The following is a 15,659-nucleotide window of genomic DNA, read 5'->3' as shown; positions in this document are numbered from 1 at the left end:
TACTTTCACTCGTGTACCCCTACCTCGACCACGACGGCCCGATCGCCATGGCGCACCGAGGTGGCGCGGACCACCCGGAGCTCGTCGGCTACGAGAACTCGCTGCGCGCCTTCCAGCACGCCGTCGACCTGGGGTACCGGTACTTGGAAACCGACCTGCACGCGACCAGCGACGGGGTGGTGATCGCGTTCCACGACCACAAGCTGGACCGGGTCACCGACCGGACCGGCATAGTCGCGGAGCTGCCCTGGTCGGAGGTCTGCAAGGCGCGGATCAACGGGCACGAGCCGATCCCGCGGCTGGACGAGCTGCTGGAGCACTTCCCGGAGGTCCGGTTCAACCTCGACGTGAAGGCGGCGGGCGGGCTGGAACCGTCCGCGCGGGTGTTGCGGAGCGCCAACGCGATCGACCGGGTGTGCGTCTCGTCGTTCTCACAGGCCCGGGTGAACCGGATGCGAAAGCTGCTCGGGCCGGAGTTGTGCACCGGGTACGGCGAGTACGAGATCGCGCTGATCCGCTTCCTGCCCTTCGGGGTGCCGGCGGCCGGCGCGTGCCTGCAGATCCCGGAGCGGTACGGGTCGCTGAAGGTACTGACGCCCGGACTGATCGAACGGGCGCATGCCCGGGGCAAACAGATCCACGTCTGGACGGTCGACGATCCGGACGAGATCGGCCGGATGCTCGACGCCGGGGTCGACGGCATCATCACCGACCGGACCGACGTGCTGCGCGACGTCCTGATCCAGCGCGGGCAGTGGCATTAGCCGGGCACTGAAGTTGTTATCCCGAGGTACGACCTATCGTCCCCCGGACCTGACACACTTCCGCGCATGGGACTTCTCTCCGCCCCGGACGGTGTGGACAAGCGCGAGTACTGGGGGTTCAGCCTCTTCGACTGGGCGAACTCGGGCTATGTCACCACCGTCGGCACGGTGCTGTTCGCTCCGTACCTGACCTCGGTCGCCGAGACCGCGGCCTGCGGGTACGCGGGCACCACCGACCGGCCGTGCAACACCAACCTGCACGTACTCGGGCTGGCGATCTCGCCCGGCTCGCTGGCGTTCTACGTGGTCACGGTCGCGACGCTGTTCTCGGCGCTGTTCCTGCCGGTGGTCGGCGCGATCGCGGACCGGATGGCCCGCAAGAAACTGCTGATGTGCGGTCTCGCGTGGGTCGGCGCGCTGGCCGCGTGCTGCATGGTGTTCGTCGGCGGCGGCCGCTGGGCGCTCGGCGCGTTACTGCTCTTCATCGGCAACCTGTGTCTCGGCGCGGCGCTCGTGGTGTACGACTCGATCCTGATCGACATCGCTCCCCCGGACCAGCGCGACGCGGTGTCGTCACGGGCCTGGGCGTTCGGGTACGCGGGCGGGTTCATCCTGCTCGCGATCAACCTTGCCGTCGTGACCGCGCACGACGCGCTCGGGATGAGCCAGGGCACGGCCGTGCGGCTCAGTCTGCTGAGCGCGGGCATTTGGTGGGGCCTGTTCACGATCATCCCGTTCGTCCGGCTACGGGACCGGCCTCCGGTCAGCGTCGAGCCGGTGCGCAGCCGCGGACTCGTACGCCAGAGTTTCGGGCAGCTGGCGGCGACGCTGAAGCACATTCGTACGTACCCGATGACGCTGTTGTTCCTGGTCGCGTACCTGTTCTTCGACGACGGTATTCAGACCGTGATCTCGGTTTCGTCGACGTACGGCGAGAAGCAGCTCGGGTTCCAGACTCAGGTACTGATCGCGACCATTCTGATGGTGCAGTTCGTCGCGTTCTTCGGCGCGATCGTGTTCGGGCGGGTCGCGCAGCGGTACGGAGCGCACCGGACCATTACCGGCGGTCTGGTGATCTGGATGCTGATCGTGATCGCGGGTTTCCTGCTGCCGGCCGGGAAGATCGGGCCGTTCCTGGCGATGGGATTCGCGATCGGAATTGTCCTCGGTGGTACGCAGGCCTTGTCCCGGTCGGCGTTCAGCCAATTGATTCCGAAAGGGCGCGAAGCGGAGTACTTCTCGCTGTACCAGGCCGGTGAACGCGGTACGTCCTGGCTCGGCACGCTCGTTTTCGGTCTCGTACACCAGATCACCGGCTCGTACCGGCCCGCGATCGTCGCCCTCGGCATCTTCTTCGTGATCGGTCTGGCGTTGCTGACCCGCGTCGACATGCGCCGAGGCATCACCGACGCGGGTAACAGGCAGCCGACCGTCGTCTAGCGGTAGAGCTTTCGGTACGCGCTGGGCGTCACCGAGCTGACCTGCCGGAACACCTTCGAGAAGTACGACTGGTCCATGCCGACGGCGGCCGCGATCTCCTCCATCGGCCGCGCGGTCGCCGCCAGCTCACGCTGCGCCCACTCGATCTTGGCCCGCTTGATGTACTGCTTCGGCGACAGGCCGAACTCGGTCCGGAAGTGCCGCAGGAAGGCCGGCAGGTCGTAGCCCAACCGGCCGGCCAGCTCCTCGACGCTCGGCAGCGTGGCCAGGTTCTCCTGGATGTACTGCACTATCTCCGACTCACTGGTCTGCTGTGGCGACAACCGCACCTCTCCCGGCGGCACGCTGTCCAGGAAGTGCGCGAACAGCGCGGTCAACGCGGACCGCAGCCGCAGCGGCGTCGCCAGCCCGGGCGGGTCGCGGTCGGCCGCACCGACCTGTTCGAACAGCGCCGCCGCCTCTTCCGGAGCCTTGCTCGGGACGATGTACGGCAAGGTCAGCAGCTCGCCGATGTCCCGGTCGCCGATCAGCGCGGAGAAGTGCAGCCAGTGCTTGCGGAACACGTTGTCGCTGATCGTCTCGTACGACACCGGAACGTCGGCCGGCAGGTAAACGAGCTCACCGGGCTTCGGGTAGAGCTCCTGGTCCCGCACCACGAGCCGGCCCTCGCCTTCGAGGATCAGGTACAGCCTGGTGAACGGATCCGGTTGCAGCGGCCGCGACCATTCCCGATGCACCTTGGTGATCCGCGCGGCCACGACCAGGTCCAGCCGGAGCCGGTCCAGGTACGACCGGATCGTCTCTTGATCGGCGGCGGTCTGCTGCTCCGTACGCAGCTGGGTGGTCATCGCGCGTGCGGCCCGACGTCCGCGGCGGTCAGCGGGCGGAACTTGACGGCACTCCGCGAGTACTCGTCCGCGCCGACGTCCGCGCGCCGGGTCCGGTGCTGCCCGTCCAAGTCGACGTCGACCTCGGCGTACGTCCGGGACGCCGCGTCGATCGCGGGACTGCCCGGCCCGAGGCGCCGTACGCCGTCCGGACCGGCCGCGAGCCGCGGATCGACGCGAGTGAACGCGGCCGCCGGCGCGTTGCCGTCCGCGCCCTGTCCCCAGTGGATGTTGCCCGACCAGGAGATGCCGTCCTGGAACGGCATGTTCACCAGTTGCCCGCTGTCCGCCATCAACAGATTGTCCGTCACGGCACACTCCAGCGGCGGCAGCGTACGGTGACTTTCGCCGATGATCCCGGACTCGCAGTCCAGCACGGTGTTCAGCGCGATCCGTACCCGGTCCGGCGCGTCGTTGCCGGTCCGCGACTTGGACGGCTCGCCCGGATAGTGGTCCCGTACGTTGCCGCTGCCGAGCACGACCCCGGCGCCGCTGATCCGGTCAAGGTAGTTGTTCACGATCAGGTGGTCGTTGCCGTAGATCCGGATCCCGTTCTGGCCGGACAGCAGGAAGTTGCCGTCGACCCGGGTGCCGTTGCCGTGCCGGAGCACTATGCCGCCCAGGCTGTCGCGGACCGTGTTGTGCCGGAGCGTGTTGCCGGACGACTTCACCGAGATCGCCTCTGGGTCACCGTTGCAGCGCTCGAACAGGTTCAGCTCGACTACTGCCCCGGCCGTCGACAGCGCCCGCGGGCTGACCCCGAGCCGGATCGGCTCGCCGCCGTTGTCGCCCGGGAAGGTGTGGTCACGGAAGTAGTTGCGGGTGATGTGTACGCCGCGCGCCATCTGGTCGCTGCCCGCGCCTTCGATGCCGAGGTAGATCCCGAGCTTGGACTTGTCGTGGAACTCGTTGTGGTCGATGGTCGAGTCGTCCGCGCGCATCATCACCCAGTGCAGGCCGTCGAGATCGGCCAGTTGGAAGTCGTTGCGGGTGAGCCGGATGCGCCGGCAGTCCGGCGGGATGTCCAGCGTCGTGCTCTGCCGGAACGCGAAGCCGCTGAGCGTGACGTCCGACGATCCGGTGAGGACGAAACTCTGCTCGCCGGTCAGTACCACGCCGCCGACCGACTCGGCCCGGATCACGATCGGGCGGTCCGGCTGCCCGCGCTTGCCGGTGATCGCGAGCGGTGCCCCGGCCGGTACGGCATAGGTGCCATTGGCAACGGTGATCACGCTGCCCGGTACGGCGCGGCTGATCGCGACCCGGAGCTCAGTCAGCGTCCGGACCACCTCGGCCCTGGTTCCGTTTCCGGTCCCGGCCATCGCGGTCTGCGTTGCGGTCAGGCCGGCGGCCGCGGTGACGCCGGCCAGGCCGGCGGTTGCGAGGAACGTACGACGATCCATGTCTCACCCCTTGAGTGCGCCGGAGGTCAGGCCCCGGGCGAACGAACGCTGGAAGAACAGGAACACGAGTACCGACGGAAGCAATGCGAGCAGTGACGCGGCGAGGACGACGCCCGGGGTGACCGCCTGGTCGATCCGGAGCGTCCGCAGCGCCAGCGGCAGCGTGTACGAGGACGAGTTCTGCGCCACCAGCAACGGCAGCAGGTACTGGTCCCAGATCATGGTGAAGCCGAACACCCCGATCACGCCGAGCGCCGGCTTGCACAGCGGCAGGATGATCTGGGCGAAGATCCGCAGCTCGCCGGCGCCGTCGATCCGGGCCGCTTCCTCGAGCTCACGCGGTACGTCCTTCATGAACTCGGTCATCACCAGGATCGAGAACGCCCAGGCGCCGAGCGGCACGATCATCCCGGCCAGCGTGCCCATCAGATTCAGGTGCAGCACCGGCAGATCGGCCAGTACGAGCGTCAGCGGCAGCGCGAGGATCTCCTCCGGCAGCATCATCGTGGCCAGGATCGCGACCAGCACCAGCGTCATCAGCGGGAACACCTTGCGGGCCAGCGCGTACCCGGCCAGTACCGACACCGCCACCTGCAGCAGCAGGCCGAAGCCGACCACGAAGAACGAGTTCAGCAGGTACCGGAGGACGCCGTGGTCGAAGGCGATCCTGAAGTTGCCGAGCGTCGGCCGGTTCGGCACCACGCTCAGCTGGGTCGGGTCCGACACGTGGCTGAACGAACCGACCAGCAGTGCCAGCAGCGGGCCGGCGAAGACGACGAACAGCCCCGCGTAGATGACGAACTTCGCCACCCTGGCGCCGACGCCCTTGCTCTCGGTCAGGCCGAGCGCGGTCTCGGTGGCGGCACTCATGCGGACCTCCTCCGTCGCAGCAACTGGACGCACACCGTCAGCACGAGCGTCGCCGCGAACAGCAGCACCGCCCCGGCCGAGCCGACGCCGAGCCGGCTCTGTTCCAGGCCGAGCTTGTAGATGAGCGTCATCACGACCTCGGTCGAGCCGTTCGGGCCGCCGTTGGTCAGCAGGAACACCTCGGTGAAGGTACGGAATCCGCGGACTGCCGCGAGTACGAACAGGATCGCGAACACCGGCCGCAGCCCGGGCAGCGTGACATGCACGATCCGGCGCCAGGTGGACGCGCCGTCGACGGTCGCGGCCTCGTACAGCCCGCGGTCGATCCCGGCCAGTCCGGCGAGGAAGATCATCATGTCGTACGGCGCCCCGCGCCAGATCCCGGTCACCGCGATCGACGCCAGCGACGTATGCGGGTCGTTGATGAACCCGGACGGGCCGAGGCCGATCAGGCCGATCACCTGGTTCATCAGGCCGTCGCCCGTCGGGTGGTACATGATCCGCCACAGCTCCGCCGTCACCGCCAGCGGCACGACGACCGGCAGGAACGCGGCCGACCGGATGAAGGTCAGCTTGCGGGTCTGCCCTTCGACCAGCAGCGCCAGCCCGAACCCGAGCACCATCGAGCCGAAGGTCTGCCCGACGGCGAGCACGACCGTGTTCCAGGCGGCCGAGCGGAACCCGTCCGAGGACAGGATCTCGGCGTAGTTGGCGCCGCCGACCCAGGTGTTGCCCAGGTACGGCCGGACCTCCTGCACCGACATCGACACGGCTCGCGCCATCGGGATGAACTTGAAGTAGAGGAACAGCACCAGGGCCGGCGCCAGGAACAGCCACGGCACCCACCACTGGCCGCCCCGGCGCCGCCGGTCCCGGGCGGAGGTCCGCGTGACCGGCGCCCGGGCCGTCAGCGGAGCCGCTTCGCGAACGCTCACGACGCGCCGATGCCCTGCTGACCGAGCGCCTCACCGAGCTTCTGGTCGAGCTTCTTCAGCTCGGCGCCGGTGTCCAGACCACAGTCCGCGATCAGCGCGTTCACGGTGTCCGCGGTGCTCTGCCGGACGACCGTCCAGTTCGGGATCGAGGGCGCGTACCGGCCGTGCTCGCGGTACGCGTCGGCGTACAGCTTCCAGCGCGGGTCCGGGCGTACCGAGGTGATGTCGACGGACTTGTTCACCGGCAACTGCACGATGAACGCCTTCTCGCCTTCCATCCCGATCTTCTGGCCTTCGGCGGAGATCGCGTACGCGGCGAACGCGTTCTGCGCCGCCTCGTTCTTCGAGCCGGCCATCAGGTACACGCTGCCGCCCTCGGCGAGCACGGTCGAGTCCTTCGGACCCTTCGGCATCGGCACGACCTCGTACTTGTCCTTGCCGAGCGAGCTGTCGAAGCGCGGCATCAGGTACGGGCCGACCACGTACATCCCGGTTTTGCCGGCCTCGAACGTCTCGTTGGTGGGCGGCGTGTCCATCGTCGCCGCGCCCGGCTGGATCACCTTCGACGTACACGCGAGGTCGCGGAACCACGTGGTCGCGGCGATCGACTCCGGCGTGGTCATCGCGGGCTTGTACTTCCCGTCCGGCTGCTTCGCGATGAAGTCACCGCCGCCGGCCCAGAGGAAGTTCGAGAAATACCACGACGCGTACCCGCGCTTGGTCGAGCCGGGCACCGCCATCCCGTACGTGTCCGCCTTGCCGTTGCCGTCCGGGTCCTGGGTGGTGAAGGCCTTCGCGAGGGCGACCAGCTGGTCCCAATTCGCCGGGACGGGCAGGCCGGTCTTGGCGCGCCAGTCCTTGCGGATCAGCAGCGCGGAAGCCTGGGCGGAGTACGGCACGCCGTAGGTCTTGCCGTCCGCGGCGCGAGCAGCCTCGATGGCCGGCGCCAGCAGCTGGTCGCTGCCCTTGATCGCGCTCAGGTCGACCTCGCGGACGATGCCCTGGCCGACCATGGTGCCCAGCTGGGACGAGTCGTTCATGACGATGTCCGGCAGGTCCTTCTGGGCCGCGCGCTGGGACAGCTTGGTCTCGAAGTCGTCGAAGATCGCCGTCACCTCGACCTTCTGCCCGGTCGCCGCCTCGAACGCCGCGGCCAGCTTCTTCATGCCCTTCTCGCCGTCGCCGCCGGGCGTGGTCCGCGCCCACAACTCCAGCGGAGCGGACGGATCCTGCGCGGCCTTCCCGCCGCCGCCACCGCCACACCCGGCGACCGTCAGTGCCACCCCCAGTCCCACCGCAACCACCCGCAGCGCCCTGATCCCAGACCCACTCATCCCGCACATCCCGTCTACGAAGAGCCTGATTTGTACTTTTCAGGCCTCATTTCGTCGGAAGATAGCGCTTTCCAAGCTGAGGAGTCAATGAGTCATCCGATCTCTCCGCGGATCGGATGGGTGGCACGCGAAGGGTCGTGCCCGGCGCCGGGGCGAGGTGTCGTGCTGGGGCTAGGTGTTGTGCCCGGTGGCGGGACGAGTCAGCGGGGCAGGACGGACTCGACGAAGGCGCGGACCTCGGCGACCGTCGGGCGGGTGCCGGTCCGGTCGGCGAAGAGCAGATGAGTCGACCCGATCAACGTCAGGCCGAGCGTGTTCAGGTCGGCTTCGGGCGGGATACGGCCGTGCTTCTGCTCGGCCGCCAGATAGTCGAGCAGCACCTGTCCGGCCTCGGTGAGAATCGGCACCCCGGTCGGCACGGCCGCCCGCAACCGGGCCCGGAGACTGTCGCGCGAGATGGTCAAACTGACGATCGCCACCGCGACCGACCCGAACAGCTCGGTGAGCATCGCGGTCAGATTCCCGGCCACGCTCCCCTGCCCGGCGGACTTGAGCAGCACTTCGGCCTGACCGTCGAGCCGGCGGATGCGATCCAGTACGAGCTCGGCGAGAAAGCCGTCGAAGTCGGTGAAGTACTTGTGCAGCACACCTTTCGCGCACCCTGCCTCGGTGGTCACCGCCCGGCTGGTCAGCCCGTCCGGCCCCTCCCGCAGGAGCACCCGCTCGGCCGCGTCGAACAATTGCTCCCGAGCATCCCGCAACGCGACACCGGTCGGCATGCAAACCTTCCCTTGATTTAAGTGGGCACTCGCCCACTATCGTGGGCACATGCCCACTCTATCGCCAGAACCACCCACCAACCCCACCACACCCGAGCCGGCCCCGGCGAGGAGGGACTCGCGGGGTGAGCCGCATCGGCGGCGGGATATGGCTGAGTCGTTCGGGGCGGACGCGGCGCTGTACGACCGGGCGCGGCCGCGGTACCCGGATGCGTTGATCGGTGCGGTCGCCTCCTCGGCGCCCGGGCCGGAGGTGCTTGATGTCGGGTGTGGGACCGGGATCGCGGCGCGGCAGTTGCAGGCGGCCGGGTGCCGGGTGCTCGGGGTGGAGATCGACGAGCGGATGGCGGCGTACGCGCGAACCACCGGCGTCGAAGTGGAGGTCTCGCCGTTCGAAACCTGGAATCCAGCCGGCCGTACGTTCGACGCGCTCATCGCCGGGATGACCTGGCACTGGATCGACCCCGCGACCGGGCCCGCGAAGGCAGCCGCGGTCCTCCGCCCGGGCGGCCGCTTCGCGGTCTTCTGGTACGTCCTGCAGCCGCCCGCCGACCTGGGCCGAGCCTTCGCCGACATCTACCGCGAGGTACTCCCCGACTCCCCCATCAGCTCGCCGGTTGCCGCCTCACCCCTCGGCGCCTACGAGACGTTCCTGGACCGAGCTGCCGAAGGCCTGACCGCCACCGGCGCATTCACCGACCTCGACCGACCGACATTTCCGTGGTCCCGCGACTACACCCGCGACGAATGGCTCGACCAGCTACGCACGTCCGGCCTCGCCAAACCCCTGGCCGACGCCGGCAAACTGGACACCATCCTGGCCCGCACCGCCGCCGCGATCGACGCCGTCGGCGGCGAGTTCACCCTCGACTCGACAGCAGTCGCCCTCGTCGCCACCCGCCGCTGACCACCCGGAGCCGCCGCCGTTACCTCGGTGAAGGGGTGGCGCCCGGGGTGCCGCGGAAGTTGCCGAAAGCCCCTTGGCGGACGCTGTTCGCGGTGATGGTGCCGTTCGTGGACTGGCCGGTGACGACCACCTGCTCGCCGGACTTCAGGTCGGCGGCGGTGCCCTTGGTGGTGATTTCGTAGGTGGTGTCACCGGTCAGCTTGACGGTCACGTTGCCGGACTGGGTCTTGACGACCAGCTCGGACGCGCTCGCCGACACAACCGTCCCGGCCGTGCCACCGCCTTGCCCGCCAGGGAACTGCCGCTCGCCTTGACCCGTACCGTTCTGACCACGCAAGCCATAGCCGCCGTACGCCCCAGCTCCACCGCGACTCCCGGCCTGGGCCTGGTTGGAGGTGGCGTCCGACGCAAACGCGGAGTGCAGTCCGGCGCCGCCCGCCAGCCCGACGGCCAGCACCACGATCCCGGCCAGGACGGCGGTCGCCAGCGGCAGGTTGAGCGTCTTCTTCGGCTTCAGCGCGGCCTCGACCTCCTCGTCGGACCCGATCTGGGCGAAGTCGTCGGGTGTCTGGTTACTCATGAATGGACCCTCACTCGTGTCGTAGTGCGTCGATGGGACGGAGGCCGGCGGCTCGGTGGGCCGGCATGCTGCCGAAGAACAGGCCGACGGCCGCGGACACGCCGAGCGCGAGTCCGATCGACGACGGCACCAGTACCGGCTGGACGCCGGCGAGCTGGAAGCGGGTGACGATCAGCGCCACCCCGACCCCGACGCCACCACCGATCAGGCTGAGCAGCGTCGCCTCGATCAGGAACTGGCCGAGGATCGTCCGCCGCCGCGCGCCGAGCGCCTTCCGGATGCCGATCTCGCGGGTTCGTTCGGTGACCGTGACCAGCATGATGTTGGTGACGCCGATCCCGCCGACGACCAGGCTGATCGCGGCGACGGTGGCCAGCAGCGCGGTGAAGGTCGCGGCGGTGTCCTGGCTGGTTTGCAGGATCTGCGCCGAGTTCGTGATCCGGAACGGCGAGGTCTCCGTCGCCGGTACCTGATGCCGCGCGGTCAGCAGCTGAGTGACCTCGGCCTGGGCGGTGTCGACGCGGTCCGTGGCCGCTGCCTGGACGACGATCTGGCTCAGCGCCCCGTACCCGGCCTGGGTCGCGCGGAGCGTGGTGATCGGGACGATCGCGGTCGCGTTCGGGTCGTTGAAGCCGGTGCTGTCCTTGCTCGCGAGGACACCGAGGACGGTGAAGTCGACGGCGCCGAGCTTGATCGTCTGGCCGACCGCGGCCGCCGGCCGGGTGAACAGTTCGGTCGCCGCGGTCTGGCCCAGCAGGATGACCCGCCGTGACGCGTCCACGTCCGCCTGCGTGAACGATTGCCCGAGCTGTACGGGCGTGTTCGTCGCGGGCAGGTAATCCGGAGTCGTACCGATCACCTGGTTCACGGTGTAGCTGGTGTCGCCGTTGGTCGCCGTACCGGAGCTGGTCATCACCGGCGCGACCGAGGCCACGTCCGGCGCGAGCCGTTTGTCCGCGAGCGCGGCCGCGTCGTCGAGCGTCAGGCTGTACTGCTGGTTGGCCGGCCCGGCCTGTCCGCGCAGGAAGCCACCACCGCCGCCGGTCGTGGAAACGGTCAGCAGGTTCGTACCCATCGCCTCCAGCCGGGACTGCACCGCCTTGCCCGAACCGTTGCCGACCGCAACCAGCACGATGACCGCGCCGACGCCGATCGACACCCCGAGGACGGTCAGCAACGAACGCAGCTTGTTCGCGGTCAGACCGCGCAATGCCGCGCCCATCAGGTCGCGTGGCGACATCAGCGGGTCACCTCGTCGGCGACGATCCGGCCGTCGGACACCTGCACCAGCCGCCGCGCCCGCGCCGCCACGTCGTGCTCGTGGGTGATCACCACGATCGTCCGGCCGTCCGCGTGCAGGTCGTCGAACATCGCGAGCACTTCCGCGGTCGAGTGCGCATCCAGGTTCCCGGTCGGTTCGTCGGCCAGCAGGATCCGCGGGCCGGTCGCCAGCGCGCGGGCGATCGCGACCCGCTGCTGCTGGCCGCCGGACAGTTCGTTCGGGCGGTGCCCGGTACGGTCCGCGAGGCCGACCAGCTCCAACGCCCGCCCCGCCCGCCGGCGACGCTCGGCGCGGCGCAGGTGCGCGTACGTGAGTGGCAGCTCGACGTTCGCGAGCGCGGTCGTCCGCGGGATCAGGTTGAACGACTGGAAGATGAAGCCGATCTTCCGGCCGCGGACGAGTGCCTGCTGGTCCTCGCTCAGCCGCGCGACGTTGCTGCCGTCCAGCCAGTACTCCCCGCGCGACGGTACGTCGAGGCAGCCGAGGATGTTCATCAACGTGGACTTGCCGGATCCGGACGATCCCATCACCGCCACGTACTCACCGGCCTGGACCCGCAGCGAAACGCCCCGGAGCGCGTGCACGGCCGTCTCACCGCTGCCGTACGTCTTGGTGACGTCCCGGATGTCGATCAGGGCGTCAGCGACCACGGAAACCACCCGCGCCGCCGTTCCCCGCGCCCGTACCCGCGCCGCCCAGCCCGCCGGCCGGGAACTGACCGCCACCCGGCTGCCCCTGCTGACCTGTCCGGCCCTGGCCGGTCTGGGTGCCGCCGATCGCGCCCTGCAGCAGCTCGATCTCGTCGCCCTCGTTCAGACCGGACGTGACCTGGGTGAAGCTGTCGCCGCGGACGCCGACCTTGATCTCCCGGGTGCCGCCGCCGTTCGCCATCGTCACCGTGTACGTCGTCCCGCTGGTGCTGATCGCCGTACTCGGCACGTACAACGCGTTCGCCGCCTTCGCGGTCTGGACCGTGACATTGGCCGTCTGACCCATCCGCGCGTTCGCCGGCAGCTTCGCCAGGCTGAACGTGGCCGAGTACGAGACGACGCCGTTCGTCGTGGTCGGCGTCGGCGAAACCGAGGCGAGCGAGGCGGTGAAGGTCGTACCCGGCTCGGCGTTCAGCGTCACGGTCGCGGACTGACCGGCCTTGATCTTGATCGCGTCCGCCTCCGCGAACGCGGCGACCACCTGCAGCGTCTTCAGGTCGGCGATATCGACGAAGCCCGTACTCGTGGAGCCTGAACCTTGACTTGAGGTAGAGCCCTGCGCGCTGCTCCCCGAACCCGAACTGCCCGTCCCTGAACTGGACCCCGAGCTGGACCCACTGCCTGAGCTCGACCCACCGGAAACCGAGCCGACCGAGCCGTTGATCGCGGTGATCGTCCCGGCGATCGGCGCCTTCAGCGTGGTCGCGTCGACGGCGGCCTGGGCGGCATCGACGTTCTGGTCGGCCTGCTCCTTGTCCGCCTTCGCCTTGGCCAGGCTCGCCTCGGCGTTGCTGACGGCAACCTGCGGGCTCTGACTCTGCCCTTGACCCTGAGACTGGGTCTGCTGACTGCCCCCGGAGGTAGGTGTGGGTGAAGGTGAGGCGGAGGCTTCCTCGGCCGCGTCGAGCGCGTCCTGAGCGTCGCGCAGGGTCTCCTCGGCCGCTGTGACCGAGTTCACCGACGCGATCTGGTTCTGCTGCGCGATCCGGAGCTGCCGCTCGGCCGCCGACGGGTCGACCTTCGCGATCGCCGCGCCCTTGGCCACCACCTGACCGACCTTGACCAGCACCTGCGTGACCGTGCCCGACGTCTCGAACTGCGGCGAGGCGGTCTGCGAGCTCTGCAGGGTGCCGCTGGAGCTGACGCTCGCGGTGACGTCGCCGCGCTGCACGGCGACCGTCGGGCGGGTCACGCCGGCGGCCGGCGGATCCTTCTTGAAGAACAGGAAGTACGCGGTGAGAGCGATCACCGCGACGATGGCCACCAGGGCCACGTTCACGAAGCTGAGGCCACGGAGCTTGTGGCGGGGTAGCACCATGGTCGCTGACGTTAGGGACGATTGCTGAGGAAGAGATCCTCACTTCCTGGCAACTGTCTGTGAACCGGACACCGATCCAGGACGTCGTACGTCGGGTGCACCGGCGCGGCGCCGCGACACGCGGTGATTTGTGAACAAGTGATGACAGCGGGTGACGACGGTGTTGTCAGGTGCGTACATATGGCTCGGACATGCCAAAATGGGAATGATCCGGGCCGGCCGACCGTTGGCACGGATGACGATCTCGGAGGTTTGACATGTCTAATCGCGTACTGCGTGGTTCGGGGCTGGGTGGGGTCAGCTTCGAGGATGACCGCGGTGTCGAGTTCGCCCCGCGCCAGATGATCACGTACGACTGCCCCCGGGGGCACGTGGTCGAGGTGACGATGGCGCACGACGCCGAGGTGCCCGCGGTCTGGGAGTGCCCGCACTGCGGCAGCGAGGCCGCCCGGTCGACCGGCGAGAAGCCGGAGCCGAAGCAGGAGAAGCCGGCCCGTACGCACTGGGACATGCTGCGCGAGCGCCGGAGCATCTCGGAGCTGGAGGAGCTGCTGGCCGAGCGGGTCGAGTTGCTCCGCAAGGGCGAGATCGGCCCCGCCCACCTGCACCGAACCAAGCGCACGGCCTGATCCGTACTCGAAGCCCTCACCGCAACGGCGCGGTGAGGGCTTCTTGTTGTCCCGAGAACCCCGAGAGGTAAGCGTAGTGATTACCACCCCGATCACCGTCGAGCTGGTCCGCGGCGCTGCCGAGCTGGAGCGGACCGAGCGCGGCGTACTCCCCCATCGGCTCGCCGCCTGGGCGCGGGCGCAGTACGACGACGGCCAGATGTCGATGGTCGAGTCCCAGCCGTCCGGCGTGCGGCTCGTGTTCCGGACGCGGGCGACCGCGATCGAGCTGGAGACGTTGCCGACGAAACGTGACTACCTCGGCGCCCCGGCGCGTACGGACGGGGTGTACGACCTGCTCGTCGACGGCCAACTGACCGCGCAGGCAAGCGCGCCGGGCGGCGACGTGATCAGGATCGATCTGGTCACCGGAAGCATCGAGACACGCCCGGGCGAATCATCGACGTTGCGGTTCGAGGGGCTGGCCGACGCGCCGAAGACCGTCGAGATCTGGCTGCCGCATGACGAGACCGCCGAGCTTGTCGCCCTGCGTACCGACGCGCCGATCGAGCCGGTCGCGACCTCCCGGCGTACCTGGCTGCATCACGGCAGCTCGATCAGTCACGGCTCGAACGCACAGCACCCGACCGGTACGTGGCCTGCCCTCGTCGCGGCGCGGGCCGGGGTCGAGCTGATCAACCTCGGCCTCGGCGGGAGCGCGTTCCTGCAGCCGTTCATCGCCCGTACCATCCGCGACACGCCCGCGGACCTGATCAGCGTCAAACTCGGTATCAACATCGTCAACACCGACAGCCTCCGCCTGCGCTCGTTCACCCCGGCGCTGCACGGCTTCCTCGACACGATCCGCGACGGCCACCCGGACACGCCGCTGCTGGTCGTCTCCCCGATCCTCTGCCCGATCCACGAGGACACCCCCGGCCCGACCGGCTGGGACCTGTCGGCCCTCGCCACCGGTCAGCTCCGCTTCACCGCCACCGGCAACCCGGAGGAGGTGCCGGCCGGCAAGCTCACCCTGACGGTCATCCGCGACGAGCTGGCTCGCGTGGTCGCGCAGCGTGCCGAGACCGATCCACGGCTGCACTACCTGGACGGCCGCACCCTGTACGGCGCCGCGGACAACGCCACCAACCCGCTCCCCGACGACCTGCACCCCGACTACCCCACGCATCAGGTGATGGCCGATCGCTTCACCGAGCACGCCTTCGCCGGTCCCTTCCCGGGATAGCTCGCGGTTCCCTGGGCCCGCCGCCGGTTACCACGGGAGGGAGACCGAAGGAAGGCTGAGCAGATGCGCGGCGGCATGCTCGGGTATCAGCGCAAGGACGAGGACTCCGGCGAGCGACTCGATCGCCACTGGAACGAGCTGCTCCAGGAGCTGCGGCTCGTCCAGACCGGTACGCAGATCCTGTTCGCCTTCCTGCTCGGCATCGCGTTCCAGAACCGGTTCGGCGACACCGACGACTTCACCCACATCGTGTACGCGTGCACGCTGGTCGCCGCGGCGATGGCCGTCGCGCTCTTCCTCGCACCGGTCGCCTTCCACCGGGTCCTGTACCGGCAAGGACTGCGTGACCGCCTGGTCGTGATCACCGACCGGCTCGCGCGCGCTGGGATGGCGTTCCTGGTGGTCGCGATCTGCGGTGGCGTACTGATCGCGCTGGACGTCGCCCTGCCACGAAGCGTCTCGATCGCGATCGTGGCCGGCGTACTGCTCTGGTTCGTCACCTTCTGGGTAGTGATCCCGGGCTGGGTGCGGCGCAGCCGGAAGCAACCTGACTGAGCGACGATTCGGACGCTTACGCCCGGGTACTCGGGTGGTGT

The 15,659-nt window shown here is 69.0% G+C and carries 16 protein-coding genes; 6 read left to right on the top strand and 10 right to left on the bottom strand.

Going from position 1 to position 15,659, the window contains the following annotated elements; translation table 11 throughout:
* The first annotated feature begins 11 nt into the window (after positions 1–11).
* On the top strand, positions 12–764 hold the full coding sequence (locus HDA44_RS07255) for a glycerophosphodiester phosphodiesterase family protein (protein ID WP_319041430.1): 753 nt from the start codon (positions 12–14) through the stop codon (positions 762–764).
* A gap of 66 nt (positions 765–830) precedes the next feature.
* Positions 831–2,204 carry an MFS transporter gene (locus tag HDA44_RS07250; RefSeq protein ID WP_184832372.1) on the top strand — a complete coding sequence of 458 codons (1,374 nt, stop codon included), beginning with the start codon at positions 831–833 and terminating at the stop codon, positions 2,202–2,204.
* Here the strand turns inward: HDA44_RS07250 and HDA44_RS07245 are convergent.
* The 6 genes from HDA44_RS07245 to HDA44_RS07220 all read right to left on the bottom strand — a co-directional run bounded on the left by HDA44_RS07245 (position 2,201) and on the right by HDA44_RS07220 (position 8,412).
* The gene (locus HDA44_RS07245; protein ID WP_184832370.1) at positions 2,201–3,052 is read right to left on the bottom strand and encodes a helix-turn-helix domain-containing protein; all 852 of its coding nucleotides are present in this window, start codon (positions 3,050–3,052) and stop codon (positions 2,201–2,203) included. The genes HDA44_RS07250 and HDA44_RS07245 overlap by 4 nt on opposite strands.
* Complete coding sequence (locus HDA44_RS07240; RefSeq protein WP_184832368.1) at positions 3,049–4,494, bottom strand: polysaccharide lyase 6 family protein; 1,446 nt, start codon at positions 4,492–4,494, stop codon at positions 3,049–3,051. The genes HDA44_RS07245 and HDA44_RS07240 overlap by 4 nt, the downstream gene beginning before the upstream one ends.
* A gap of 3 nt (positions 4,495–4,497) precedes the next feature.
* Positions 4,498–5,364, bottom strand: coding sequence for a carbohydrate ABC transporter permease (locus tag HDA44_RS07235; protein WP_184832366.1), 867 nt, complete (start codon positions 5,362–5,364; stop codon positions 4,498–4,500).
* Positions 5,361–6,299, bottom strand: coding sequence for an ABC transporter permease subunit (locus HDA44_RS07230; protein ID WP_184832364.1), 939 nt, complete (start codon positions 6,297–6,299; stop codon positions 5,361–5,363). The genes HDA44_RS07235 and HDA44_RS07230 overlap by 4 nt, the downstream gene beginning before the upstream one ends.
* Complete coding sequence (locus HDA44_RS07225; RefSeq protein ID WP_337905698.1) at positions 6,296–7,594, bottom strand: ABC transporter substrate-binding protein; 1,299 nt, start codon at positions 7,592–7,594, stop codon at positions 6,296–6,298. Before HDA44_RS07225 ends, HDA44_RS07230 begins: the two co-directional genes overlap by 4 nt.
* A gap of 239 nt (positions 7,595–7,833) precedes the next feature.
* Positions 7,834–8,412, bottom strand: coding sequence for a TetR/AcrR family transcriptional regulator (locus HDA44_RS07220; protein ID WP_184832362.1), 579 nt, complete (start codon positions 8,410–8,412; stop codon positions 7,834–7,836).
* 148 nt (positions 8,413–8,560) lie between these two features.
* On the opposite strand from HDA44_RS07220, the gene HDA44_RS07215 reads away from it, so the two are divergent.
* Positions 8,561–9,319 carry a class I SAM-dependent methyltransferase gene (locus HDA44_RS07215; RefSeq protein WP_184832360.1) on the top strand — a complete coding sequence of 253 codons (759 nt, stop codon included), beginning with the start codon at positions 8,561–8,563 and terminating at the stop codon, positions 9,317–9,319.
* Positions 9,320–9,338: 19 nt separating this feature from the next.
* Here the strand turns inward: HDA44_RS07215 and HDA44_RS07210 are convergent, their stop codons facing one another.
* Genes HDA44_RS07210 through HDA44_RS07195 form a run of 4 tightly spaced genes read right to left on the bottom strand, consistent with a single transcriptional unit; the run spans position 9,339 to position 13,209 of the window.
* On the bottom strand, positions 9,339–9,899 hold the full coding sequence (locus tag HDA44_RS07210) for a hypothetical protein (protein WP_184832359.1): 561 nt from the start codon (positions 9,897–9,899) through the stop codon (positions 9,339–9,341).
* A 10-nt stretch (positions 9,900–9,909) separates the two neighbouring features.
* Positions 9,910–11,139: an ABC transporter permease gene (locus HDA44_RS07205; RefSeq protein WP_184832358.1), complete on the bottom strand. Its 1,230-nt coding sequence runs from the start codon at positions 11,137–11,139 to the stop codon at positions 9,910–9,912.
* Positions 11,139–11,831: an ABC transporter ATP-binding protein gene (locus HDA44_RS07200; RefSeq protein ID WP_337905696.1), complete on the bottom strand. Its 693-nt coding sequence runs from the start codon at positions 11,829–11,831 to the stop codon at positions 11,139–11,141. The genes HDA44_RS07205 and HDA44_RS07200 overlap by 1 nt, the downstream gene beginning before the upstream one ends.
* Positions 11,821–13,209 (bottom strand): efflux RND transporter periplasmic adaptor subunit, encoded by a 1,389-nt coding sequence (locus HDA44_RS07195; protein ID WP_184832357.1) that lies wholly within the window; start codon positions 13,207–13,209, stop codon positions 11,821–11,823. The genes HDA44_RS07200 and HDA44_RS07195 overlap by 11 nt, the downstream gene beginning before the upstream one ends.
* A gap of 257 nt (positions 13,210–13,466) precedes the next feature.
* Here HDA44_RS07195 and HDA44_RS07190 point away from each other — a divergent pair, with 257 nt between their 5' ends.
* From HDA44_RS07190 to HDA44_RS07180, 3 genes are all read left to right on the top strand, one after another.
* On the top strand, positions 13,467–13,838 hold the full coding sequence (locus HDA44_RS07190; RefSeq protein WP_130448290.1) for an RNA polymerase-binding protein RbpA: 372 nt from the start codon (positions 13,467–13,469) through the stop codon (positions 13,836–13,838).
* Positions 13,839–13,914: 76 nt separating this feature from the next.
* Complete coding sequence (locus HDA44_RS07185) at positions 13,915–15,063, top strand: GDSL-type esterase/lipase family protein (protein WP_337905695.1); 1,149 nt, start codon at positions 13,915–13,917, stop codon at positions 15,061–15,063.
* A 63-nt stretch (positions 15,064–15,126) separates the two neighbouring features.
* Positions 15,127–15,618 (top strand): DUF6328 family protein, encoded by a 492-nt coding sequence (locus tag HDA44_RS07180; protein ID WP_184832355.1) that lies wholly within the window; start codon positions 15,127–15,129, stop codon positions 15,616–15,618.
* Positions 15,619–15,659 lie beyond the last annotated feature (41 nt).

It is taken from the genome of Kribbella solani, from assembly GCF_014205295.1.
GTDB lineage: Bacteria > Actinomycetota > Actinomycetes > Propionibacteriales > Kribbellaceae > Kribbella > Kribbella solani.
The sequence above is the reverse complement of the archived record's forward strand: the minus strand, read 5'-3'. Positions and strand labels throughout refer to the sequence as shown.